Here is a 22,279-nt window from a genome sequence, read left to right as displayed (position 1 = left end):
CGACGCCTCGGAGTCGGGGAGCCTGCCTGGCCGCTCTGGTCCGCCGGCCGCGCCATCCGGGGGGCCGGGCGGTGCGGCCGGTGCGGCCGGGTGGTGGTCAGTCGAAGCGGCTCAGTCCCGCGACGAGGAGGTCGACCAGGCGGCGCGCGTCGTAGTGCGGGTCGCTCTCCGCGCCGGCGCACAGGTTCCCGACGCCGCGCATCAGCGCGTACGCCTCGACGTCGGAGCGGATCTCACCGGCCGCGGCCGCGGCCCGGAGCAGCTCGGTGCAGACGGGCACCAGCCGGTCCAGGAAGCAGGCGTGCAGCGCTTCGAAGCCGGCGTTGTCGGACCGCAGTACGGCCGCCAGCCCGTGCTTGGTGACCAGGAAGTCGACGAAGCGGCCGATCCACTGCCGCAGCGCGGCGTACGGCGTCGCGCTCTGTGCCAGCAAGGCGGGACCGGCTTCCGCACAGGCCTCGACCTGGTGCCGGTAGACCGCGATGACGAGGTCCGCCCGCGTCGGGAAGTGGCGGTAGATCGTGCCCACGCCGACGCCCGCCTTGGCCGCGATGTCCCGTACCGGCGCTTCCACGCCCGAGGCGACGAAGACCGCGGCGGCCGCCTCCAGCAGCGTCTCCTTGTTGCGGCGGGCGTCCCTGCGCTGGGCCGGGGCCGCGCGCCCGGTGCCCTCGCCGCTGTCCTTCACCACGCGCTCCCTTCGCCAACACCATGTCCGGCACCTCTTGCGGAAACGGAACACTGTTCCGTATCGTCGTTCCGGAACGAGGTTCCGCTTGCTCATCATGGCAGAGCGGACCCCGGCAGCCAAGCGCGCCCCCAGTGGAGCCGCTTCCTCCGCTCCGCTCGCAGAAGGAGTCACAGGCATGCAGTACCGCACCTTGGGCCGTACCGGTGTACAGGTCAGCACCCTCGCGCTCGGCGCGATGAACTTCGGCGCCATCGGGCGCACCACCCAGGACGAGGCCACCGCCATCGTCGACGCCGCCCTGGAGGCGGGGATCAACCTCATCGACACCGCCGACATGTACGGCGACGGCGAGTCGGAGGAGATGGTCGGCAAGGCCATCGCCGGCCGCCGCGACGACATCGTGCTGGCCACGAAGGCGACCCTGCCCATGGGCGACGACCCCAACCGGCGGGGCGGTTCGCGGCGCTGGCTGGTCACCGCGCTGGACGACAGCCTGCGCCGCCTCGGTGTCGACCACGTCGATCTCTACCAGATCCACCGCTGGGACCCGGCCACCGCCGACGAGGAGACGCTGTCTGCCCTCACCGACCTGCAACGCGCCGGAAAGATCCGGTACTTCGGCTCCTCGACCTTCCCCGCCTACCGCATCGTCCAGGCCCAATGGGCGGCCCGCGCCCATCACTTGGGCCGCTACGTCACCGAGCAGCCCAGTTACTCGATCCTCCAGCGGGGCATCGAGGCCGACGTCCTGCCCGTCACCGAGGAGTACGGACTCGGTGTGCTGGCCTGGAGCCCCCTGGCCTCGGGCTGGCTGTCGGGCGCGGTGCGCAGGGGGCAGGAGGTCGCCGGCCACCGTGCGACGATCCTGCCGGAGCGCTTCGACCTGAGCGTCCCGGCCAACCGGGCCCGGCTCGACGCCGTCGAGCGGCTGGCCGAGGTCGCCGAGGGGGCCGGTCTGACGATGATCCAGCTCGCCCTCGGCTTCGTCACCGCGCACCCGGCCGTGACCGCGGCCCTCATCGGCCCCCGCACCCTCGGTCATCTGCGCGACCAGCTCGCCGCCGCCGACACCCGGCTCCCGGCCGACGTGCTCGACGCGATCGACACCATCGTCGCCCCCGGCACCGACCTCGCCGCACACGAGAAGTTCGACACCCCGCCCGCGCTGCTCGACCCTTCCCTGCGGCGCCGCTGACCCCCGGCCCACCGACGGCCGCCCGAGAAGCTCCTTGTGACGGGTTCCCCGAGGTGTGTTCCTCGGCGTGCGGTGACTAGTCTGGGCCCCCGGCCCGCGATCGAGTCGGGAGATTCCGCGGGCGGCCGGCATCCACGGTGTCTATCCGCCGGGGGTGCCGGCCGTGTCGGCGCCGTACCGCAAGAGGACCTTCCGTGAACCTGGCCAGTCTGGACCTCAACCTCGTCGTCGCCCTGCGCGCCCTGCTGGAGGAACGCAACGTCACCCGCGCCGGGCAGCGCGTCGGCCTCAGCCAGCCCGCGATGAGCGCGGCCCTCTCCCGGCTGCGCCGGCACTTCGACGACGACCTGCTCGCCCGGGTCGGCGGCCACTACGAGCTGACCGCGCTCGGCCAGGTCCTGCTGGACCGCACCGCCACCGCCTACGACGTACTGGAACGCCTCTTCGCCAGCCAGGCCGACTTCGACCCGGCCAAGGAGAACCGCGAGTTCAAGCTGGTGGCGTCCGACTACGCGGTCGCCGTCTTCGGCACCGTGCTGGCCCGCGCGGTGCACGAGGAGGCGCCCGGCATCCGGCTGCGGTTCACCCACACCCCGCCCACCGTGGTGGACGACACCGCGACGCTGCTGAGCGCCACCGACGGCCTGCTCATGCCGCACGGCGTGATCAGCGACTTCCCGGCCACCGACCTCTACGACGACCGCTGGGTGTTCCTCGTCGCGGACGATCACCCGGCCGTCGGCGACCGGCTCACCCGGCGGGACCTGGCCCGGCTGCCCTGGGTGACCTACCAGCGCACCTATGACGCGCCGGCGGTGCGCCAGCTCGGCATGCTCGGCATCGAACCGCGGGTCGAGGTGTCCGTCGACAGTTTCCAGCTGCTGCCGCTGCTGGTCGCCGGCACGCGGCGGATCGCCCTGGTGCAGGAGCGCCTCGCCCGCCTGCTGGCACCGATCGCCGCCGTCCGCGTGGTGGAGCCGCCGTACGAGACGGTGCCGCTGCGCGAGGCCCTGTGGTGGCACCCGGTGCACACCCACGACGCGGCCCACATCTGGCTGCGCGAGACGGCCGCGCGGGTCGGCGCGGCCATACGCCCCGACGGTCACCCGTGACGGCGGCCGGGCCGGTCGCCAGGTCACCGGTTCCGGCCGGCCGGTGACCCCGGGCCGCCGGGTCCGCGCCGTCAGGCCGAGTCCTCCCGCGGCTGCGGCCGCCAGCCGCCGGTGACCTCCTTGGCGGGCTTGTGCGGGAAGCGGCGCTCCGCGTACCGCTGCGCTTCGGAACCCGGCAGGACGTAGAGCGTCTCGACCTTGTCCTGGAGCGGGCGCAGCACCCTGTCCATGAACTCCTTGCGGTCGTCGAGGTACGGGCCGAGCACATCCTCCCCGCCGGGGCAGACGGCCACGCAGTAACCGGACTTGTAGCTCGGCTTGAAGGCCAGGCTCTGCCACATCGACGCGTTCTCGGAGTCGGTGACGCGGGAGCGGAAGTCGGCGGCGTCCTCGCTGTCGGCCACCGTCTGCACCCAGTCGGTGAACCCGCTCATGAACTCCCGGTAGTTGTGCGTCGCGCAGGCGAGGAAGTCGAAGCCACCGTCCTTCTTGACGGCGCCGATGGGACAGGCGGCGACGCACAACTTGCAGTCGACGCACGGGTTGTAGTCCAGCGGCCGGCCGTACGCGCTCACCTCCGCGTCCACCAGGACGGTGGCCAGCAGCACGAAGTTGCCGAACTTCGGGTGAATGACGTTGCGGTGCAGACCCATCACGCCGAGGCCCGCCGCCACGGCGACCGTCTTGTGCGCCACCACCCAGATGCGGCCCGGGAACCGCTCCATCTCCTGCGGGAAACCGGCCGACGGGTTGAGCGCGCGGTGGCCGGCGTCCTGCAGCGCCCGGGTGACCGTACGGGCGGCGTGGTTGACCTGTTCGTCGGTCTGGTGGAACTCCTGGTTCGCCACACTGCGGGCCGGCGTGCGGTAGTTGTCGCGGTTCATCCGGACGACGAGCGAGACGAGGGTGCGGGCGCCCGGCAGCGCGGCGAGGACGTGCTCGCGTTCCCCGGCGAGATCGGGGTGGTCGAGGCTCACCGCGGCCGCGTCGTCGGCGCCCGCGTCCAGGCACAGCCGGCGCAGCCACTCCGCGTCGATCACCGGCGAGGACTGGTCCGCCGTACCGCTTGCCCGGCGGGCGAGGACGGCCTGTACGGACGGATGGCCGGCCAGCTTGGCGGGCAGCCTCGGCTGCCGGGCTCGCTTCGCGTTGTCTCGCTCGGGCATGTCGGCGCCCTTCCCCGTGAGTTAGCGTGAGTTGGAATTTCAAACTCACTATGCCGGTACGGCGGGTCCGGTGGCAAGGCCGCCACCGGCCGACGGTCCTGCGGGTCGATGGATCGACGGGTCGACAGGTCGACGGGCCGACGGTCGACGGGCCGGTGACGGCCCCGTCGGACGTTCCCCGCGACGGCCGGCCGGCCGGCCGCGCCGGGCATTCCTCACGCCGGCCCCCCGGCTCCGCCGTCCCGGGCTGTGCGTTGCCTCAGCCGCGGCCAACCGGCCCCGCCACCCTGGGGGTTGCGCGTTGCCTCAGTCACCGCCTCCCGGGGACCCGCCGTCCCGGATCACGCAGCAGCAGCACCGTGTTGGAGACCGCCCCCGTCGCGGTGTTCACGGGCGCGGCCGGGCGGTCCGCGTCGGGACTCGCGTGCCGGACGTAGGCGCCCGCGATCCGGCCGCCCGGCAGGAACGGGGAGAGGACGAAGGGCACCCGGGCCACGGCACGGTTCCCGCCGGGGCCCCGGAAGTGCATCCAGGTGCTGTCCGGCACGAGCCGGCGCTGGACGACGAGGGTCTCCTCCCGTGACCGCCGCGTCAGCAGGCCGAGCCAGTCCCGCGCGGTCATCTCGTGCCCGGCGACGAAGCCCGCGCCTCCGTGACCGCACGACGGCTTGACGATCAGACCGGCCCGTTCCCGCACGGCCCGGTCCAGGACGCGCCGGCGGTGCCCGGGACTCTGCCCGGGACCCAGCCACGCCGTCCACGGCACATGCCCCGCGATCAGCGCGCGGTCCGCGGGCTCGTACAGGTCCAGGTCCTCGTGCATCCAGGCCAGCACCTGCTTGGCACTGAGCAGGCACGACGCCTCGGGGACGAACAGCCGCACGCCGCCGGCCAGGACCGCGTCGCGCAGCACGCCCAGCGCCGGACCGTCGGCCACCACCGCACCGACGAACTGGTTGAAGACCACGTCGACGCGGTCCTCACCCGCCCACAGCCCCGCGGCGCCGCCGCGCACCTCGGACAGGTCCGCTACCGACACCGCCAGCCCCGCGGTCCCGGCGGCTTCCGCGGCCGGCCGCAGATAGCGGCGCAGCGCGCGGGCACCGCCCAGCTTCGCGGCGATGCCCGAGTCCGCCCGCCAGGTGGGGACGAGCACCCGGCGGTGCCCGTCCCCGGACACCGGTACGGTCCCGGCCAGCGCGGCGGCCCGCGCCCGCAGGGTCGAGGGCGGTTCGGCCAGGGTGCCGTCCGGCCAGCCACCGGCGAACACCGCGCCGCGCTCCTCCAGGCCCGGGACGCCGTAGAGGTTCGGGCCGACGTTCAGCTCGACGAACCAGGGCCGGCCGCCGGCCACGAGCGCGTCGGGCCGGGCCATGCGCAGCAGCACATCGGCGGACAGCCGCTGCGCCGGGTCCATCAGCCGCAGGTCACGGCGGTCACGCAGCGCCTCGTACAGCTCGCCGGCGGTACCGGCCCGGCGCGCGCAGGCTTGCAGGGCGCACCGCAGCACGCCCGCCGCCAGTCCCGCGAACCGGTGGTACTCCGCTTCGCCGAAGACCAGCGGGCGCAACGCCTCCCACCGGCCCGGCAGCGCGTCGAGCACCCACCGGTCGGCCTCGGCGCCACGGCGCAGCAACGCCGAGCGGGCCGCGCCCGGCAGCCGGTGCCACAAGTCGCGCAGGACCACGTCCGAGCCGTACTCCACGCCTGCCTCCCGCGGACACCGGCGGACCGGCGCCGTACGGCAGGCCGCCGCACGGCCCCGAATACTCCCGGACTCCATCCTGCGGTCCGCGCACCGGCCGCGCCCGGCCACAACGCCCCGGGCACGCGCCTTGCCTGACCGCGACGCCCCGTGCACACACCGGTACCCGTGCTATCCCGCCGACTGCACCAGGCCGTTCGGTTCGTCCGCCGGCTCTGCCGTCGCCGTGCGGAGCATCAGACAGGCGCACACCGCCACCACGGCGGTGCCCACGGCCCCCGTGTACAAGGCTCCGTGCAGTCCGTCGATGAACGCGGCCCGGAACCAGCGGCGCACCTCACCGCCACCGGAACCGGTGAGGGCCGCCGCCGGGCCGCGCGCGAGGGTCCGGTCGGTCAGCGCGGCCGCCCGGTCCGCCGGCAGGACCGCCTCCGCCTGACGCAGCAGGGAGTCCCGCATGCGGGAGTTGAGCACCGCGCCGAGCGCCGCCACACCGGTCACGCCGCCCAGTTCGCGCAGCATCTCGGCGATCGCCGTGGCCATACCGGCCCGGGGACCGCGCACCCGCTCCACGACGATGACGTTGACCGGCACGAAGGTGAGGCTCACGCACACCCCGATGACCGGCAGCACCCAGCAGTACTCGGCATAGCGCGCGCCCTCCCCGTACAGGCCGAGCCCCGCCAGCGCGAGCGGGCACAGCGCGACACCGATCATCAGCGGCCGGAAGGCGTTCCAGCGCGCCGACAGCCGGCCCGCGACCGGCCCCGTGACCACGATGAACGCGGAGGCCAGCAGGAAGACGAGACCCGCGCCGGCCGCCGACCAGCCGAGCACGTACTGGAGGTACAGCGACAGGAAGAAGATCGCTCCGAACAGGGCCAGACTCGTGGAGAAACAGGCCAGCGCCGCCACCGCGCAGGGCCGGTCCCGGAAGAAGGACAGGTCGAGCATCGGGTCGGACGAGCGCCGTTCCACGGCCGTCAGCGCCGGCAGCGCCAGCACGGCGGCGGCTGAACCGGTCAGGACGGCCGGGTCGGCCCAGCCCTCGGAGGGACCCTGGATCAGCGCGAAGATCAGCCCGCCGACGCCCACGGCCGCCAGCGCCTGTCCCGGCAGGTCCCAGGAACGGGTCCGGGACGCCGGCGCGTGCGGCAGCGACAGCGCGCCGAACACCAGCAGGCCCGCACCGATCGGCACGTTGATGAGCAGCACGCTGTGCCAGCCGAACCGCTCCACGAGCGGACCGCCGATCACCGGACCGAGGGCGAGCCCCAGCCCGGACGCGGCCCCGCGCAGCCCGAGCGCCTTCGCCCGGGCACCGTCCTGCGGGAACACCTGCCGCAGCAGCGCCGCACTGGACGGCAGCAGCACCGCGCCCCCCGCGCCCTGCACGACCCGCCCCGCGACGAGCACCGCCCAGCTGTCCGCCGTGGCGCCCAGCGCCGATCCGACGGTGAACGCCGCCAGACCCGCGAGGAACACCCGGCGCCGCCCCAGCCGCTCGCCGACGATGCTGCCCGGCAGCAGGAAGGCCGCCAGCACCAGCGTGTACGAGGCCACCACCCACTCCAGGCCACCGACCCCCACCGTCAGGTCACTGCCGATGTCCGGCAGCGCGTTGTTCATCGCGAGGTTGTCGAGCATGACCATGAAGACCGCCACGGACTCCACGACGAGGACGGCTCCGGGCCGGTCGCGCCGCGGCCTGCACGCGGACGCGGCGGGCGAGGACGGTCGGATACGCGGCAGGGGCATGGCGTCGTCCAGGGGGAGGAGAGGGGCGGAGAGGGCGGAAAAGACGGAGAGGGCCGGAGGGATCAGCGGAGGTGTTCGGTGATGAGCCGCAGTACCCGGTCGAGGGACTGGTCGGGATGGCAGAAGTAGTGGTCGCCGGGCAGCACGTCCAGGCGGAAGCGCCCGTCCGTCACGCGCCCCCAGGCCCGCATGTCCGCTTCCGCCACCACCGGATCGCCGGCGCCGTGCAGCGCGGTGACCGGGACCCGCAGCCGGGGCTCGGCCGGATCGTGCCGGTAGCCGCGGACGAGACGCAGATCCGCGAAGAGCGCCGGCTCCGCCGCGCCGAACAGCCGCTCGGCGGTGTCCTTGCCGAGCCGGCCGGCCAGCGCGCCGTGGAACGCGGCGGGCCGGGCACGCCGTACGCGCAGCACCTCCCCGGCGGTGGGCAGGTCCGGCAGACCGAGGTCCCGGCAGGCGTCCGTGACCCGGCCGAGCAGCGGATCGGCGCCGGCCGCCGGACAGCTGAAGGCGGCGACGAACAGATGCCGCAGCCGGTCGCCGTGGGTGGGGGCCAGCCGGTGGGCGAGACGGTAGGCCAGCAGCGCCCCGACGCTGTGCCCGTAGAACGCGAACGGCCGGTCGGCGTGGGCGCGCACCACCGGCTCCAACGCGTCGAGCAGGGCGTCGGGGTCCTCCAGGCACCTCTCGTCCGCGCGGTCCTCCCGGCCCGGCAACTGCACCGGGCACACGTCGAGGTCGTCCGGCAGCGCGTCGGGCCAGGTCCGGAAGAGGGAGGCGCCGCGTCCGCCGTACGGCAGGCAGAACAGCCGTAGCCGCGCGGTGTCCGTCAGCCGGGCGTGCCGCAGCCACCGGGCCGGCTCCCGGGACACCGGCCGGCCCGGTCCGGCCGGGGCGTCCGCGAGCAGCAGCCCGCCGAGGGCGGCGGCCAGCCCGGCGGCCGTACCGTGCAGCAGGGCGTCGAGCGGCGGCTCCACGCCCAGGTCGCCACGGAGCCGGCCCCGCAGTTCCAGCGCGCGCAGGGAGTCCACGCCGAGGTCCGCGAGCGGGCGGTCCGGCGGTGCGCCGGCCGGGCCCGGGTCGTCGGAGAGGTCCAGTACGGCGCGGAGGTAGTCACCGAGGACGCGGGACCGCAGCCCGTCGGGCGCCGCGCGATAACGCTCGACGACGTCCGCGCGTCGCGCACTGGCCTCCTCGGCGGCGGACCGCCAGGGGCCGGCTTCCTCGGCGGCGGCAGACTGGTTTGGGCCGGGCTCCTCGGCGGCGGACTGGTATGGGCGGGGTTGCTCCGCGGTGGTGGACCGGCGTGGGCCGGACCGCTCCTCGGGCGCGGGCCGCCACGGGCCGGTGAGGCCCGCGCCGACCCGTCGTACGGTGGCTCCGTCGCACGCGGCCACCAGGTGTCCGGCGTCGTCCCACAGGCGGTAGTCGGCGGTCAGGGCCGCGTCGGAGGGCTCGCCGCCGAGGACGAAGCGCACCCACAGCGGCCCCCGCCCCGGGCGGCCGGACAGCGCGAACCGGCCGATGCGGCGGGTGAGGAACACCTCGTCGTCGGCGAGCCCGGACCCGGCGGCCGGCACGTACAACTGCGCGCACGCGTCGAACACCCCGGCCGGCACCGGCAGCACACCGTCCTCCTCGCCGCCCGTCCCGGCCCTCTCCGGGGCCCGTAGCCGGGCGACGACCTCACCGTCGCCGTACCACGCCTCCTCGATCCACTCCACCGACGGGCCGAGCGCCAGGCCGCGGGCCCGCAGGGCGGCGTACAGCCGGGCGCCGTCGACCCGGCCGGGCAGCCGGGCCAGGATCTCCGCGCGGTCCTCGGGCCCGCACGAGCGGGCGGCCGGGTCCGGGGCGGGCCGGCGGGCGCCGAGGCGGCCGGTCAGGTGCAGCGTCCACGCCGTCTCGCCCTCGGCCTGGCTGTGCACGGTGCAGAGGCGTCCGCCCCCGGCCGTCTCCGGAGAGACCGTCAGCTGAACGGTCCGGGCCCGCGCGCCCAGATACAGCGGGTGGACGAACTCGGCGTCGCGCAGTTCGTGGCCGGCCGTGCCGTCGAGTTCCGCCACGGCCGCGGCGACCATCTCCTGGTAGTAGCCCACGTGCAGGACACCGCCCGTGTCCGCGGCCTGCGGCAGCACCTCACGGCTGAGGGTGGTCCGGAACTGGGCGTGCTCCAGGGGCGAGGACAGCACGCGCAAGGCGGTCGCGCCGCCCAGCGGGCGCGCCGCCGCGCCGGCCGGGCCGTCCGTGCGGTGCGCCTCGGCGCGCGGCACCGGGGGTGCGTGCCGCCGCCGCTGGAACGGGTAGGCCGGCAGCGGCAGGCACACGGCCGCCCGGTCGTCGTGGACGCGGGTCCAGTCGGGGTCCACGACACCGGCCCGATAGGCCGCCGCCAGCCCCGCCAGCAACTCGCCCCACACGCCGTCACCGTGCTCGTCGCCCGCGACCCGCCACCACGAGCGCCCCGGCACCGGTACGGGAGTCGGCCCGCCCACGGAGACGAAGAGGCCGTACCCCCGCTCGGCCAGCGGCGCGGCGGTGGCCGACGCCGCCCGCGCGGGCCCTGCGGCCGGGCCGCACCAGAACCCCGGGTCGGCCAGGAGGTCCGGCGGCACCGGCTCGGCGCCGTCGCCGCGCAGCAGTCGTACGGCGGGCGGCCGGGCGGACACCTCGCGGGGCACCGGCCCGCCGTGCCGGGCGGTCAGCAGCGCGCCGGCCGCGGCGAGGTCCAGGGTCCCGGCGACGACGGCCGCCGCCAGGTCACCGCAGCCGGAACCGCCCACCGCGGCGACCGGGACGCCCCAGTCCGCGAGCAGCCGGCCCAGCGCGGTCTGGAACACCAGGGCCACCGCGTCGGCGGCGAGCGGGGTGAGGGCGTCCACGGAGTCCGGCAGGCGGGCGGGGACGGTACCGGCGGGCAGCCCCAGCCGGCCGGCGCAGGAGTCCGACAGCGCCGTGAAGCCGCCATGGGCCCGGCGCAGCGCCCGGGCCGCCGCCAGCGCCTGCCGGGGCGTGGCATCCAGGAAGAGCCCGATGTGCGGCGCGTACGGCGATGAGTTGCCGCCCCGCACCGGTGACCCGTACGGGCCGGCGTGGTGAGCGGGGTCGGCCGGGTGGGCCAGGTCTGGTTGGTCGGTCTCGTGGGTCCGGTCCGCTGGGCGGGTCCGGTCGGTCTGCTCGGCCCGGTCGGCGCGGTCCGCCCGCTCGGGCCCGTCCGCTCGGTTGGCCAGGTCGGCGGGGTCGCTCCGGTCCGTTCGGACGGTTCGGTGGGGCAGGTCGGCGCGGTGCGGTCGGTCGGCCACCTCGGTCAGGAGCGCTGCGAGGTCCGGGCCCTCCCGGTCGGTGACCAGGGCCGCCCGGTGGCGGAAGTGGCGGCGGTGGGCGCCGAGGGTGTGGGCGATGTCCGCGAGCCGGGCGTCCGGGTGGTCACGCACCCAGCCGGCCGTACGGCGGGCCAGCGCGGCCAGCGCGGCCGGGGAGGCGGCAGACAGCGGCACGACCCGGGCCGCGGCCGGCATGGCGCCGGTGCGAACCCGCGGTGGGACCGGATCGGGTGCGACCGCCGCGGCCGGCATGGCGCTGGCGCGCACCGGCGGGGGAACCGGACCGGACACGGTCTCCGCGGCCGGCATGGCGCCGGTGCGCACCGGCGGCGGAACCGGGGCGGATACGGCCGCCGCGGCCGTGTCGGCGCCCTCGACGATCACGTGCGCGTTGGTCCCGCTGAAGCCGAACGCGCTGACGCCCGCGATCCTCGGCGTGCCGTCGGCCGGCCACGGCTCGGTGCGGCGGGGCAGGACCACGGGCAGTCGCTCCACACCCAGCCGTGGATTGGGCTCCCGCAGATGCAGGTTGGGCGGGATCAGGCCGTACCGCAGCACCAGGACGGTCTTGATCAGACCGGCGATGCCGGCCGCCGCCTCCAGATGACCGAGGTTGCTCTTCAGCGCGCCGAGCCGCAGCGGCCGGTCCGCGGACCGGCGCGCGCACAGCACGTCCACCGCCGCGCCGACCTCGATCGGATCGCCCAGCGGGGTGCCGGTGCCGTGCGTCTCCAGATAGCCGACGGCCTCGCCCGGCACACCCGCGCCGGCCAGTGCGGCGCGCAGCAGCGCGCGCTGGGCACGGCCGTTGGGCACGGTGAGGCCGCCCGAGCCGCCGTCGTGGTTGACGGCGGACGCCCGGATGACCGCGTGCACCGGGAGCCGGGCCGCGACCGCGTCCGACAGCCGCGTCAGCGCGACCGCGCCGCACCCCTCCGCCCGCGCGTACCCGTCGGCCGACGCGTCGAAGACCTTGCAGCGCCCGTCCGGGGACAGCGCGCCCATCTCGTCCAGCACCAGGAAGACATCAGGGGACAGCAGCACGTTGACCCCGCCGGCGACCGCCGCGTCGCACTCGCCGCGCCGCAGGCTCTCCACGGCCAGGTGCACCGCCACCAGGGAGGAGGAGCAGGCGGTGTCCACGGCGAGCGCCGGGCCGTCCAGCCCGAGGGCGTGCGCCACCCGGCCCGCGGCCATGCTGGGCGCGGCCCCGACCGCGGTGAACGCGCCGACCCGCTCCGCGCGCACCGGCAGCCGCGCGTGGTCCGAACCGGAGACGCCCACGAATACACCGACCCGGCCGGCACCGGGACGGCCGGTGAGCAGCCCCGCCCGCTCCAGAGCTTCCCACACGGTCTCCAGCAGCAGCTTGTGCTGCGGATCCATCGCGGCGGCCTCACCCGCGGACACGCCGAAGAAGGAGGCGTCGAACGCGTCGATGTCCTCGGCGAGGAACCCGCCCTGCAACGCCGCCCAGCCGGCGCCTGGCCGACGGGCGCCTGCCCGGCCGGCGCCCGCCGAGCCGGAACCCGCCGAGCCGGAACCCGCCGAGCCGGACCCCGCCGAGCCGGACCCCGCCGAGCCGGGTCCTGTCGGCCACCGGTCGGCGGGCGCCGGTCCCACCGCGTCCCGGCCCTCGGCCAGCACCTCCCAGAAGCGTTCCGGGGAGTCCGCGCCACCGGGAAAACGGCAGGCCAGTCCCGTGACGGCGATCGGCTCGGCGGCCCGGGCGCGTTCCCGTGCCAGCTCACCGCGCAGCGAACGGATCGCCTCCAGCGACCGGCTGAGCAGATCATCCCGGTCCGGCACGCGCGGGTGCGCGTCCGGACGCAGCGCGTCGGCGGTGCCGCTCACAGGCCGAGTTCCTCCAGTACCGTGCGCAGTTCGCGGTGTACGTCCTCGACGGCCCCGTCGGCACGCGGCGGCAGGACGTCCAGCACCCGGCGCAGCAGCCTCGGGTCGGCGTGCGCGACGCCGAACTCGCTCTCGCCGCCCGACAGGGCCCGCTCGAAGGCGTCGACGCCCACGGGCGTCTCCAGCAGGGTCAGACCCACCCGGCTCAGCAGCACCTCCTCCGTCCGGGCATCGGCCCGCATGCCGCCGTGCCGCCAGGACGGCCAGACCAGGGCGATGCTGCGGCCCCTGCGTTCACCGGCCAGCCGCAGCCTCTCCCGGTGGCGGGCGAACGCGCACAGGAAGCGGTTGGCGTACGCGTAGTCGGTCTGCCCGGGGTTGCCGATCAGGGCGGTCAGCGAGGAGAAGGCCAGGAAGAAGTCCAGGTCGTCGTCGCGGGTGAGCGCGTCGAGGTGGAAGGCGCCGAGCACCTTGCCGGCCAGCACCTCGTCCAGGTCCCGGCCCGTCTTGTCCGCCAGCAGGGCGTCCCGTACGCAGCCCGCCGAATGGATCAGGCCGTCGATACGGCCGTGCCGGTCGCGGGCGCGCTCGATCAGCCGGCGGGCGCCGGCCTCCTCGGCGACGTCCGCCCGTACGTACTCCACGTCCGCGCCCAGACCGGCGATCCGCCGGACGGCCGCGGCCCGTTCCGGACCCGGTTCCGCGCGCCCGCCGAGGACCAGCCGGGCGCCCGGGGCCCGGCGGGCGAGGTGCTCGGCGAAGAGCAGACCGAGCCCGCCCGCGCCGCCGGTCACGACGTACACCCCGCCGGGCACCACGGGGCCCGGCGCCGCCGCCCGTGCCCGGGGCGGCAGTTCGCGCACCCGGCGCACCAGGCGCCGGCCGCCCTGGTAGCGGACCTCCGCCTCCAGCCCGGGGCCGCGCAGTTCGGCCGTACAGACCCGGACCACCTCCTGCGGGTCCGGCCGCGCATCCCCGCGGGCGGCGTCGACCGCGACCGCCTGGACCAGCAGGCGGGGGTTCTCGTGGCGCAGGGACCGGGCGAAGCCGGACAGGGCCTCGGCCAGTGGATCCGGCCGGCCCGCGGGATGGGCGTCCACCTGGAGTACCCGGACCGTCCTGTCCCGCGCCGCCGGCAGCAGCCGGCGGGCCAGCCGGAACAGGGAACGGACCCCGAGATCGAGGCGGCGCCGCACGTCCTGGCCGGCCCCGGCGGCCGTCCACAGGTGGACGAACACGCCGGGCCGTTCCGTGCCGCCGGCGTCCGCGTCGGCGTCGAGGCTGTCCACCAGCCGGTCCCAGTCGCCGGTGTCACCGGGCCGGAGCCGGTACTCCCCGGCGTGCACACGGGCGTACTCCGTGCCCGGCCTGACCAGCACGACGGGCGCGGGACAGCCGTGCGCGCGCAGCCGGTCCCGGAGCAGCCGGGCCACGGCGTCGTCGGCGTCCAGGACGACCGCGCCCGACGCCCACGGACCGACGCTGTCGTCCGGCACCGCCGGCACCGCCGGTACCGATGGGTCCGGCTCCCAGTCGGCCGTGAAATGCACCGTCCGGTGGCGCGGCGGCCGTTGGCCGTCACCGGGCGCGGGCACGGTGGCGGTGCCGGGCGTGCCGAGGTCCGGCAGCGGGAGCAGGTACGAGGCCAGCGCGCCGACCGACGGATGGTCGAAGGCCACGGTGGCGTACAGCTCGACCCCCAGCTCCTGCTCGATCCGGGTGCCGAGCCGGACGGCGAGGACCGAGTCCAAGCCGAGGTCGAAGAAGCCGGTGTCCGGGTCGGGCGGCTCTTCGGGGTCGTACTGGAGCAGGTGGCCCAGCTCCGCGCGCAGCCACCCGGTCAGCAGGGCGAGCCGTTCGCTCGGCGGCGCGGCCCGCAGGACACCGAGCAGCCCTCCGCCCGCCCGGTCCGCAGACTCCGCGTCCGGCACGGGTACGCCGTCGCGGGCCGGCGGAGTCGCCGGTACGGCGCTCTCCGCGGACGCCTCGCCGTCAGACGCAGGTGCCTCGCCGTCGGACGCGGGTGTCTCGGGGCCGGACGCGGGTGTCTCGCCGTCGTATACGGGTGTCTCGGGGCCGGGCGCGGTGACTGCGGGTGCTGCCTTCTCCGCGCGTGACCCGGCACCGGACGCGCCGGCCCGCCCCGCGTTCTCCGTGGACGTCCCCGCGCCGGACGTGCCGGTCGGATCGTGCAGCCAGTAGCGGTGCCGGCTGAAGGGATACGTCGGCAGGGAGATCCGGCGCGGCCGGTCCCGTCCGTCGTGGAGGGCCGTCCAGTCCCAGTCCGTGCCGGCGGCCCAGGCCCGGGCCAGGTCGTCCGGGTCGCGCCCGGCGGGCGGCCGGTGCCGGTCGCCGGACGCCGGGTGCGCGACGACACCGGTGTGGACCCGCGGCCCGCCCGCCCCGGCCAGATGGGCGTCGAGCAGCGCGACGGCCTCGGCGGGACGGGAGGCGCTGAGGGCGAGGCGGTGTGCCAGGTGCGCGCGTCCGGTCTGCAGCGTGAAGGCGGTGTCCGGCAGCAGCGTCCGGGCACCACTGCCCGTTGTCGCCCCCGGCTCCGGCTCCGGCTCCGCCACGGCGTCGGCCAGGAAGCGGCGCAGCCGTACGGCGTACTCGCGCAGGTTGGCGGCCCCGGCAGCGGACAGCACCAGGACGTGCCGCCGCTCGGCCGGCGCGGCACGGGACACCTCGGGTGCCTCCTCCACGATCAGGTGGACGTTCACGCCGCCGGCCCCGAAGGAGCTGATGCCGGCCCGGCGGGGACGGCCGCCCGGCGGAGGCTCCCAGGGCGCGGCTTCGAGTTGCACCCGGAACGGCGTCTCCTCGAAGGCGATGTCCGGGTTGGTCCGCGCCGAGTGCAGCAGGGTGGGGACCAGCCGGCGGTGCTTCAACTGGAGTACCGCCTTGGTGAGCTGGGCGATTCCCGCGGCCGCCTCGGCGTGCCCGATGAGGGACTTCACCGACCCGACGGCGCACGACTGCCGGGCGGTGACGTCGGCGAACGCGTCGCACAGCCCGCGCACCTCGACCGGATCGCCGAGCGCGGTGCCCGTGCCGTGCGCCTCCAGACAGCCGATGGTCGCGGCCTCGACGTCCGCCGACCGCAGGGCCGCCCGGATCACCTCGGCCTGGGCCACCGGGTTGGGCACGGTGTAACCGAACGTCCGGCCGTCGCTGTTGACCGCGGAGCCCTTGACCACCGCGTGGACCGTGTCGCCGTCGCGCAGCGCCTGCCCGAGCGGTTTGAGCAGGACGGCACCGACCGCCTCGGCGGGCACATAGCCGTCCCCGCCCTCGCCGAACGCCCGGCACCTGCCGTCGGAGGACAGGAAACCCGTTTCGGCGAGTGTCATGTACTTCACCGGGTGCAGGCTGAGGTTGACCCCGCCGGCGATCGCGGCCCGGCACTCCCCGCGCCGGATGCTCTCGCAGGCCAGGTGCACCGCGTACAGGGAGGAGGAGCAGGCGGTGTCCACAGTGAGACTGGGGCCGCCGAGGTTCATCAGATACGAGACGCGGTTGGCGACCGAGAACGTCTGGGTCTCCACCGCCAGCCATTCACCGCGCTCCAGCGCCGCCGACCCGAAGAGCTGGTAGGAGTTGTACGTCACGCCCGCGAAGACCCCCACCGCCCCGCGTTGGTCGCCCGCCGCCGGGTCCGCCAGGGTGTCCGGTGTGTACCCGGCGTCCTCCACGCACTCCCAGGCGACTTCGAGGAACAGCCGCTGCTGCGGGTCGAGATAGCGGGCCTGCACCGGAGAGAGGCGGAAGAACGGGGCGTCGAAGGCGTCGACGTCGTCCAGCCAGCCGCCCCAGCGGTGCCAGGCGTCGCCGTAGCGCCGCCGGGCCGCCTGCGCGTACCGCCGGAAGCCGGGCCGGTCCAGCGGCATCTCGTCCACGCAGTCCCGGCCTTCGGCGAGGTTGCGCCAGAACTCGGCGACGGACCTGGCGTGCGGGTAGCGGCCGCTCATCCCGACGATCGCGATGTCGTCGTCGCGGACGGACGCGGAGGAGCCGCTGCCGGGGGCGGTGGGGTGGGTATAGGAAGCGGAGGAGTGGGGGACGGGCGCGGGCGGGCCGGTGGTGGGCGTGGGTTCGGTGGGGAGTGTGGTGGGGCCTGCTGTGGGGTGGCGGCCGGCGAGGTAGGCGGAGAGGCTCCGGATGTTCTTGTGGGTGAAGACGAGCGTGGCCGGCAACTCGCCGTAGGTCCGCTCCAGCCGGGCGCGGACCTGCTGGGTGGCGAGGGAGTCCAGGCCGAGCCGGTCGAAGCCGGTGTCCTGGTCGAGTCCGGCGGGCCGCCGGCCGAGCGTCTCGGTCAGGACCTGGACCAGGTGCTCGGCGATCCGCTCACGCCGGTGCCCGGCCGGGGCGCCGGGCGGCGCCGCGTCGGCCAGGGGGCCGGGAGAGCCGGGCGGCGCCGCGTCGGCCGGGGCGGCGGCGGCCGGCGCGGCTACGGGCCACAGGACGCGATGCGTGAACGGGTAGGTGGGCAGGGGCAGTCGCCGGTGCGGCCGTTGCGTGCCCAGCAAGCTCCAGTCCAGTTCCGCGCCGGCGGTCCAGAGGCGGGCCAGTCCGGCCAGGTCCGCGCGCTCCGCCAGCGCGCGGACGCGGTCCTCGTCGGCACGGTCGTGGGACGGGCCCGCGGGCGCGGCGGTGGCGTCCGTGGTCCACACGCCGTCCGCGTGTCCGTCGCGCAGGAAGTGTTCGAGGCGCGCGCGCAGTCCGGTGGCGTCGGGCGCCACCACGGCGAGCCGGTGCTCCATGGGCCGGCGGCCCGTGCGCAGGGTGGCCACGAGATCGTCGAAGGCGTACTCCTCGGCCGGGTGGCAGGCCAGCCATTCCGTCAACTGCTCGGCCCTGGCCCGCAGCCGGTCCGCGCTCCGCGCCGACAGCGGCACGAGCCGGTCCCCGGTGACGGACGCGGTCTTCGAGGTCGGCGGGTCCGCGCAGGTCCGCGGGGTGTCCGACGACGCGGCGGACGCGGCGTACGGGGTCTTCGGGGTGAGCGGAGCCGGCCCGTCTTCGACGTACTCCTCTACGACCACATGCGCGTTGGCGCCGCCGAAACCGAACGAGCTGATGCCGGCCCGACGGGGCAGTTCGCGGCCCTGCGCGTCCCGGGGCCGTTCCCACGGTTCGGCACGGGTCAGCAGGCGCAGCGGGCCGTCGCCGAGGCGCAGGAGCGGGTTCGGCGCCCGGAACCGGGCCAGACCGGGCAGCGTGCCGTGGCGCATGGCCAGCAGGACCGTCACGAGCCCGGCCATCCCGGCGGCGGCCTCCAGGTGACCGATGTGACTCTTCACCGCGCCGACCGCCAGGTGCCGGCGCCGGGGCCGCGGTAGGCCCCAGTCGGCGTACAGGCCCTCGAACGCCCTGCGCAGCCCCTCGATCTCGATCGGGTCGCCCAGCGCCGTGCCGGTGCCGTGCGCCTCGATCAGGCCCGCGGTCGACGGGTCGAGCCCCGAGGCGCGCCAGGCGGTGGCGACGACCTCGGCCTGGGCGTCGGGGTCCGGCGCGGTGAGGGTGACCGTACGCCCGCTGTGGTTGACGGCGCTGCCGCGCAGTACGGCGTGGACGTGGTCGCCGTCCCGGCGCGCGTCGGACAGGGGCCTGACGAGCAGGGCGACCACGCCTTCGCCGCGCACATAGCCGTCGGCCCGCTCGTCGAAGCTCTTGCACCGGCCGTCCGGCGCGAGCATGCCGGCCTTCGTCAGCGAGATGTACGTCCCCGGTCCCGCGAGCACGTTGACGCCGCCGACCAGAGCCTGGTCGCAGTCGCCCTGCCGGATGCTGGACATCGCCCGGTGCAGCGCCGCCAGGGAGGAGGAGCAGGCGGTGTCGACGGCCTCGCTCGGTCCGTTCAGGCCCAGCCAGTAGGAGATCCGGTTGGCGAGCAGCGCGTGGGCGAGTCCCGTCACCAGGTACGGCTCCATGGGGAGGCCGGCGGTGGTGAGCACCTCGAAGTAGTCCATCGCGCTCACCCCGACGAAGACGCCGGTACGGCGGGCGGCCGGCCCCTCCAGCTGGTGCCCGGCGTCCTCCATGGCCCGCCAGGCGGTCTGGAGGAGCAGCCGCTGCTGCGGGTCCATCAGCTCCGCCTCCCGGGGCGGGATCCCGAAGAACGCGCAGTCGAAGGAGGCGGGAGCACGCAGGAACGCGCCCCAGGGCACGTGCCGGGCATCGACGTCGCCGGGACGCCCGTACGGGGCCCGCCAGTCCCAGCGGTCTTCCGGTACACGCCGGATGACGTCCTGCCCGGCCATCAGGTTCCGCCAGAACCCGTCCAGGTCGTCCGCACCGGGCAGCAGCCCGCTCATCCCGACGACGGCGATCGGCTCAGCGGGATCCCGCCGCCCGGCACACCACCGCGACGCACCGCCGCACTCCGCAGCCGCCCCGGTGACGGCGCCGACCGGCGGACCCGGAGCTGGACTGCCGGGCAACCCCGGTCCCGAGCCGGCCGGCGAGACCGGGTCTACGGGGGAGGGCGGAGGAGCCGCGGGCCCGGCCGGGGCGCCGCTGGCTGGCCGGACGGGGGCCGGGGCAGTGGGCGGGTGATGGGCGGAGCCGGTCGGCAGGCCCATGACGGTGTCGGTCGGCGGAGCCGGGTCTGTGTCAGAGGGCGGGGCTGGCTGGGCAGCGGCGGGCGCGGCCTGGGCAGTGCTGGCTGAGCGGACGGGTGCCGGGGCAGTGGGCGGGTGATGGGCGGAGCCGGTCGGCAGGTCCGTGACGGTGTCCACCGGCGGGACCGGGGCGGGCGGGGCAGGGAAGGCAGTGGTCGGCGCAACCGGCGGGGGAGTGACGGGCACGACCGGGACAACGGAGCTGGTCGGAACCGGGACCGCCGCGGAGGACGGGCCGGGGACGGCAGCAGCCGATGGGACCGGCGGGGGAGTGGCCGGCGAAGCCGGTGGTGAGGCCGAAGCCGGTACAGCGTCGGCAGGCAGGCCGGGGACTGGAGTGGCGGGCAGGCCCGCTCCCGAGACGGCCGGCGAGGCCGGGGTTGAGAGTGAGGGCAGGCCCGGCGGGGGAGTCGCGGGTGCGGCCGGGGCGCAGCTGGCTGGGCGGACGGGGGCCGGAACAGCGGGTGGGTGCAGGACGGAGCCGACCGGCAGGCCCGTGACGGTGCCAGTCGGCGGAGCCGTGGCGCTGTCGGTCGGCGGAGCCGGGTTTGTGCCAGAGGCCGGGACCGGGAGGGCAGTGGCGGGCAGGCCCGGCGGGGCAGTGGCGGGCGCGGCCGGGGCGCCGCTGGCCGGGCGGACGGGGGCCGGGACAGTGGGCGAATGCAGGGCGGAGCCGACCGGCAGACCCGTGACGGTGTCGGCCGGCAGGCCCATGGCGGTGCCAGTTGGCAGACCAGTGACGGTGTCGGTCGGCGGAGCCGGGTCTGTGCCGGCGGCCCGGACCGGGAGGGCAGCGGCGGGCGGGACCGGCGGGGAAGTCGCGGGCGCCGCCGGGACGACGTTGGCCGGGCGAACCGGGGCGGAGTCGGCAGCCTGGACCGGCTCGGAGTCGCCTGGGCGGATCGGAACGGAACCGGCTGCCCGCACCGGCACGGAGTCGGCAGCCTGGACCGGCACCGAGTCGCCCGGCCAGACCGGCACGGAGTCGGCGCCCCGAACCGGGACGGAACCGGCAGCCCGGCCCGGCACCGAGTCACCCGGCCGAACCGGAACGGAGCCGGCTGCCCGCACCGGCACCGAGTCGCCCGGCCGCACCGGCACGGAGTCGGCACCCCACACCGGCGCGGCCGTACCAGGCCGCTGCGCGGCAAGTGCGGCGGGCCCGGCGCCAGAGGGAGTGGGGGCCGGGGCCGGGCCCGGTGTGTGGCGGAGGGGATGGTTCTCCGGGCGCCGGCGTGCCTCGTCGTACCGTTCGGCCAGCCGTTCCGGGTACGCGCCGGCGAGGTGTCCGGCGAGCCCCCGTACCGTGCGGTGCCGGTAGAGCACCGCGGGCGGCACGTCGAGGCCCAGTGCCGCGCACAGTTCGGCGGAGAGGCCGACCAGGGTGGCCAGGTCGATGCCGTAGGCGCCGAGGTCCGTGTCCGGCGCGGGCGCCGGGCCGGGGACGCGGGCGACCTCCCGCAGTCGCCGCAGCAGATCCCGCTCCACGTGGGCGACCAGCGGTGCGACGGTGTCCGCAGGGTCCGCGGAGCCGGCGGACCGGATGTCGCGGACCATCGCGTCGAGGGCGTTGCCGGGTCCCACCTGACGGAAGACCGTCACGCCCGCCGCCAGCAGGTACCGCACGGACTGCGTCCACCGCACCGGCGCCGAGAGCTGCCGCAGGAGGCACGCGGACGGATCGGGGCCGTGCGGCAGCGCCGTGACGTTCGAAACGACCGGAAACCGGGGCGCGGACAGTGCGGCCGCCCGGACGTGCGCGGCCAACTCGCGTTCCGCCTGCCGCATATACCGGGAGTGGAACGGCCCGCTGACGTTGAGCCTGGAGTACAGCCGGGCGCCGGCGCGGCCGAACCAGGTCTCGGCGCGGGCCAGGCTCCGCGCGGGGCCGGAAATGACGTACTGGGTGGGCGTGTTGTGATTCGCGATGTCCACGTCGTCCAGCCCGGCGTCCCCGAGGACTCCGGCCACCCGGTCCGCCGCCAGTCCCACCACCACGGCCATGCCGCCTGCGGGCGCCCGGGACATCAGCTCCGCCCGCCGGGCCACCAGCCGCAGCCCGGTGGCGAAGTCGAAGGCGCCCGCCGCCTCCAGCGCGTTGTACTCGCCGAGACTGTGGCCGGCGGCGAAGTCCGGTGGCCCCTCGTGCCCTTCGCACCAGGCGCGGTACGCGAGCGCGCTCACCACATAGAGGGCGGGCTGCGTCCAGCGGGTGCTGCCGAGCAGTCCGTCGGGATCGTCGAGACAGAGACGGTCGACCGCGTAGCCCAGGATGTCCCGGGCCTCGGCCACGAGATCCGAATACCGCCCGAGCAATTCCGCGCCCATACCGGGACGCTGGGCTCCTTGCCCGGGGAAAAGGACTGCGATCACTTGTCAAAAGGTACGCCTTCCGCGCGGGAAGACAGGCCCATAACGGTGAAGATCACTGACAGAGGTGAGAGATCTGCTTGTGACGGACGGCAGTTGGATAATCGTAAAAACTGAGGAATCGGCCAGTGTGTGGGTCACCGGTCATCCGGTCGGGTGTCGGGGCGGACGAAACCCGATCATGGCTGTGACGAGGCTTTATCCTCTCAGAGTTGCCTCTTTCCACGCCGTTTCTCCTACTGTTCTCCGTACCTCTTGTTTCCCGTAACCCTCGTTCTCTGAAACCCTTGTTCTCCGCATCTCTCCCGATGCCTTCCGATCTCTTCCGACGACCAGCCTGGGGTGGTGGGCGTTCTCCCATGAGTACCGTGTCAGCGGATGGCCCGGCCTGCACCCGAGACCGCCGCAGCGGCGGGGAAACGGTGACCGGCGATCCCTTCGACCCCGGATTCCTGGCGGACTTGACCGGGACACCCCGGACC

The 22,279-nt window shown here is 75.6% G+C and carries 8 protein-coding genes; 2 read left to right on the top strand and 6 right to left on the bottom strand.

Annotated features, from left to right (window positions below; translation table 11 throughout):
* Positions 1-97: 97 nt before the first annotated feature.
* Positions 98-688, bottom strand: coding sequence for a TetR/AcrR family transcriptional regulator (locus ACH4OA_RS26795; RefSeq protein ID WP_397971674.1), 591 nt, complete (start codon positions 686-688; stop codon positions 98-100).
* A gap of 178 nt (positions 689-866) precedes the next feature.
* On the opposite strand from ACH4OA_RS26795, the gene ACH4OA_RS26790 reads away from it, so the two are divergent.
* Positions 867-1,886, top strand: coding sequence for an aldo/keto reductase (locus tag ACH4OA_RS26790; RefSeq protein WP_397971499.1), 1,020 nt, complete (start codon positions 867-869; stop codon positions 1,884-1,886).
* 194 nt (positions 1,887-2,080) lie between these two features.
* Positions 2,081-2,998 (top strand): LysR family transcriptional regulator, encoded by a 918-nt coding sequence (locus tag ACH4OA_RS26785; protein WP_365883671.1) that lies wholly within the window; start codon positions 2,081-2,083, stop codon positions 2,996-2,998.
* Between the two features lie 71 nt (positions 2,999-3,069).
* On the opposite strand, the gene ACH4OA_RS26780 is transcribed toward ACH4OA_RS26785, so the two are convergent.
* The 5 genes from ACH4OA_RS26780 to fabD form a co-directional block, all read right to left on the bottom strand.
* Positions 3,070-4,164, bottom strand: a complete 1,095-nt coding sequence (locus tag ACH4OA_RS26780) for a (4Fe-4S)-binding protein (RefSeq protein ID WP_397971496.1) — start codon at positions 4,162-4,164, stop codon at positions 3,070-3,072.
* A 310-nt stretch (positions 4,165-4,474) separates the two neighbouring features.
* Positions 4,475-5,869, bottom strand: a complete 1,395-nt coding sequence (locus ACH4OA_RS26775) for a hypothetical protein (RefSeq protein ID WP_397971493.1) — start codon at positions 5,867-5,869, stop codon at positions 4,475-4,477.
* 171 nt (positions 5,870-6,040) lie between these two features.
* Entirely contained in the window at positions 6,041-7,627 is a 1,587-nt protein-coding gene (locus tag ACH4OA_RS26770; protein WP_397971491.1) for an MFS transporter, read from the bottom strand.
* A gap of 62 nt (positions 7,628-7,689) precedes the next feature.
* The gene (locus ACH4OA_RS26765) at positions 7,690-12,804 is read right to left on the bottom strand and encodes a beta-ketoacyl synthase N-terminal-like domain-containing protein (RefSeq protein ID WP_397971488.1); all 5,115 of its coding nucleotides are present in this window, start codon (positions 12,802-12,804) and stop codon (positions 7,690-7,692) included.
* Positions 12,801-21,800, bottom strand: a complete 9,000-nt coding sequence (gene fabD, locus ACH4OA_RS26760) for an ACP S-malonyltransferase (RefSeq protein ID WP_397971485.1) — start codon at positions 21,798-21,800, stop codon at positions 12,801-12,803. Before fabD ends, ACH4OA_RS26765 begins: the two co-directional genes overlap by 4 nt.
* Positions 21,801-22,279 lie beyond the last annotated feature (479 nt).

The organism is Streptomyces sp. NPDC017095 (assembly GCF_044332325.1).
Taxonomy (GTDB): Bacteria; Actinomycetota; Actinomycetes; order Streptomycetales; family Streptomycetaceae; genus Streptomyces.
Note: the sequence above shows the minus strand (reverse complement) of the source record. Positions and strands in the feature narration are given on the sequence as shown.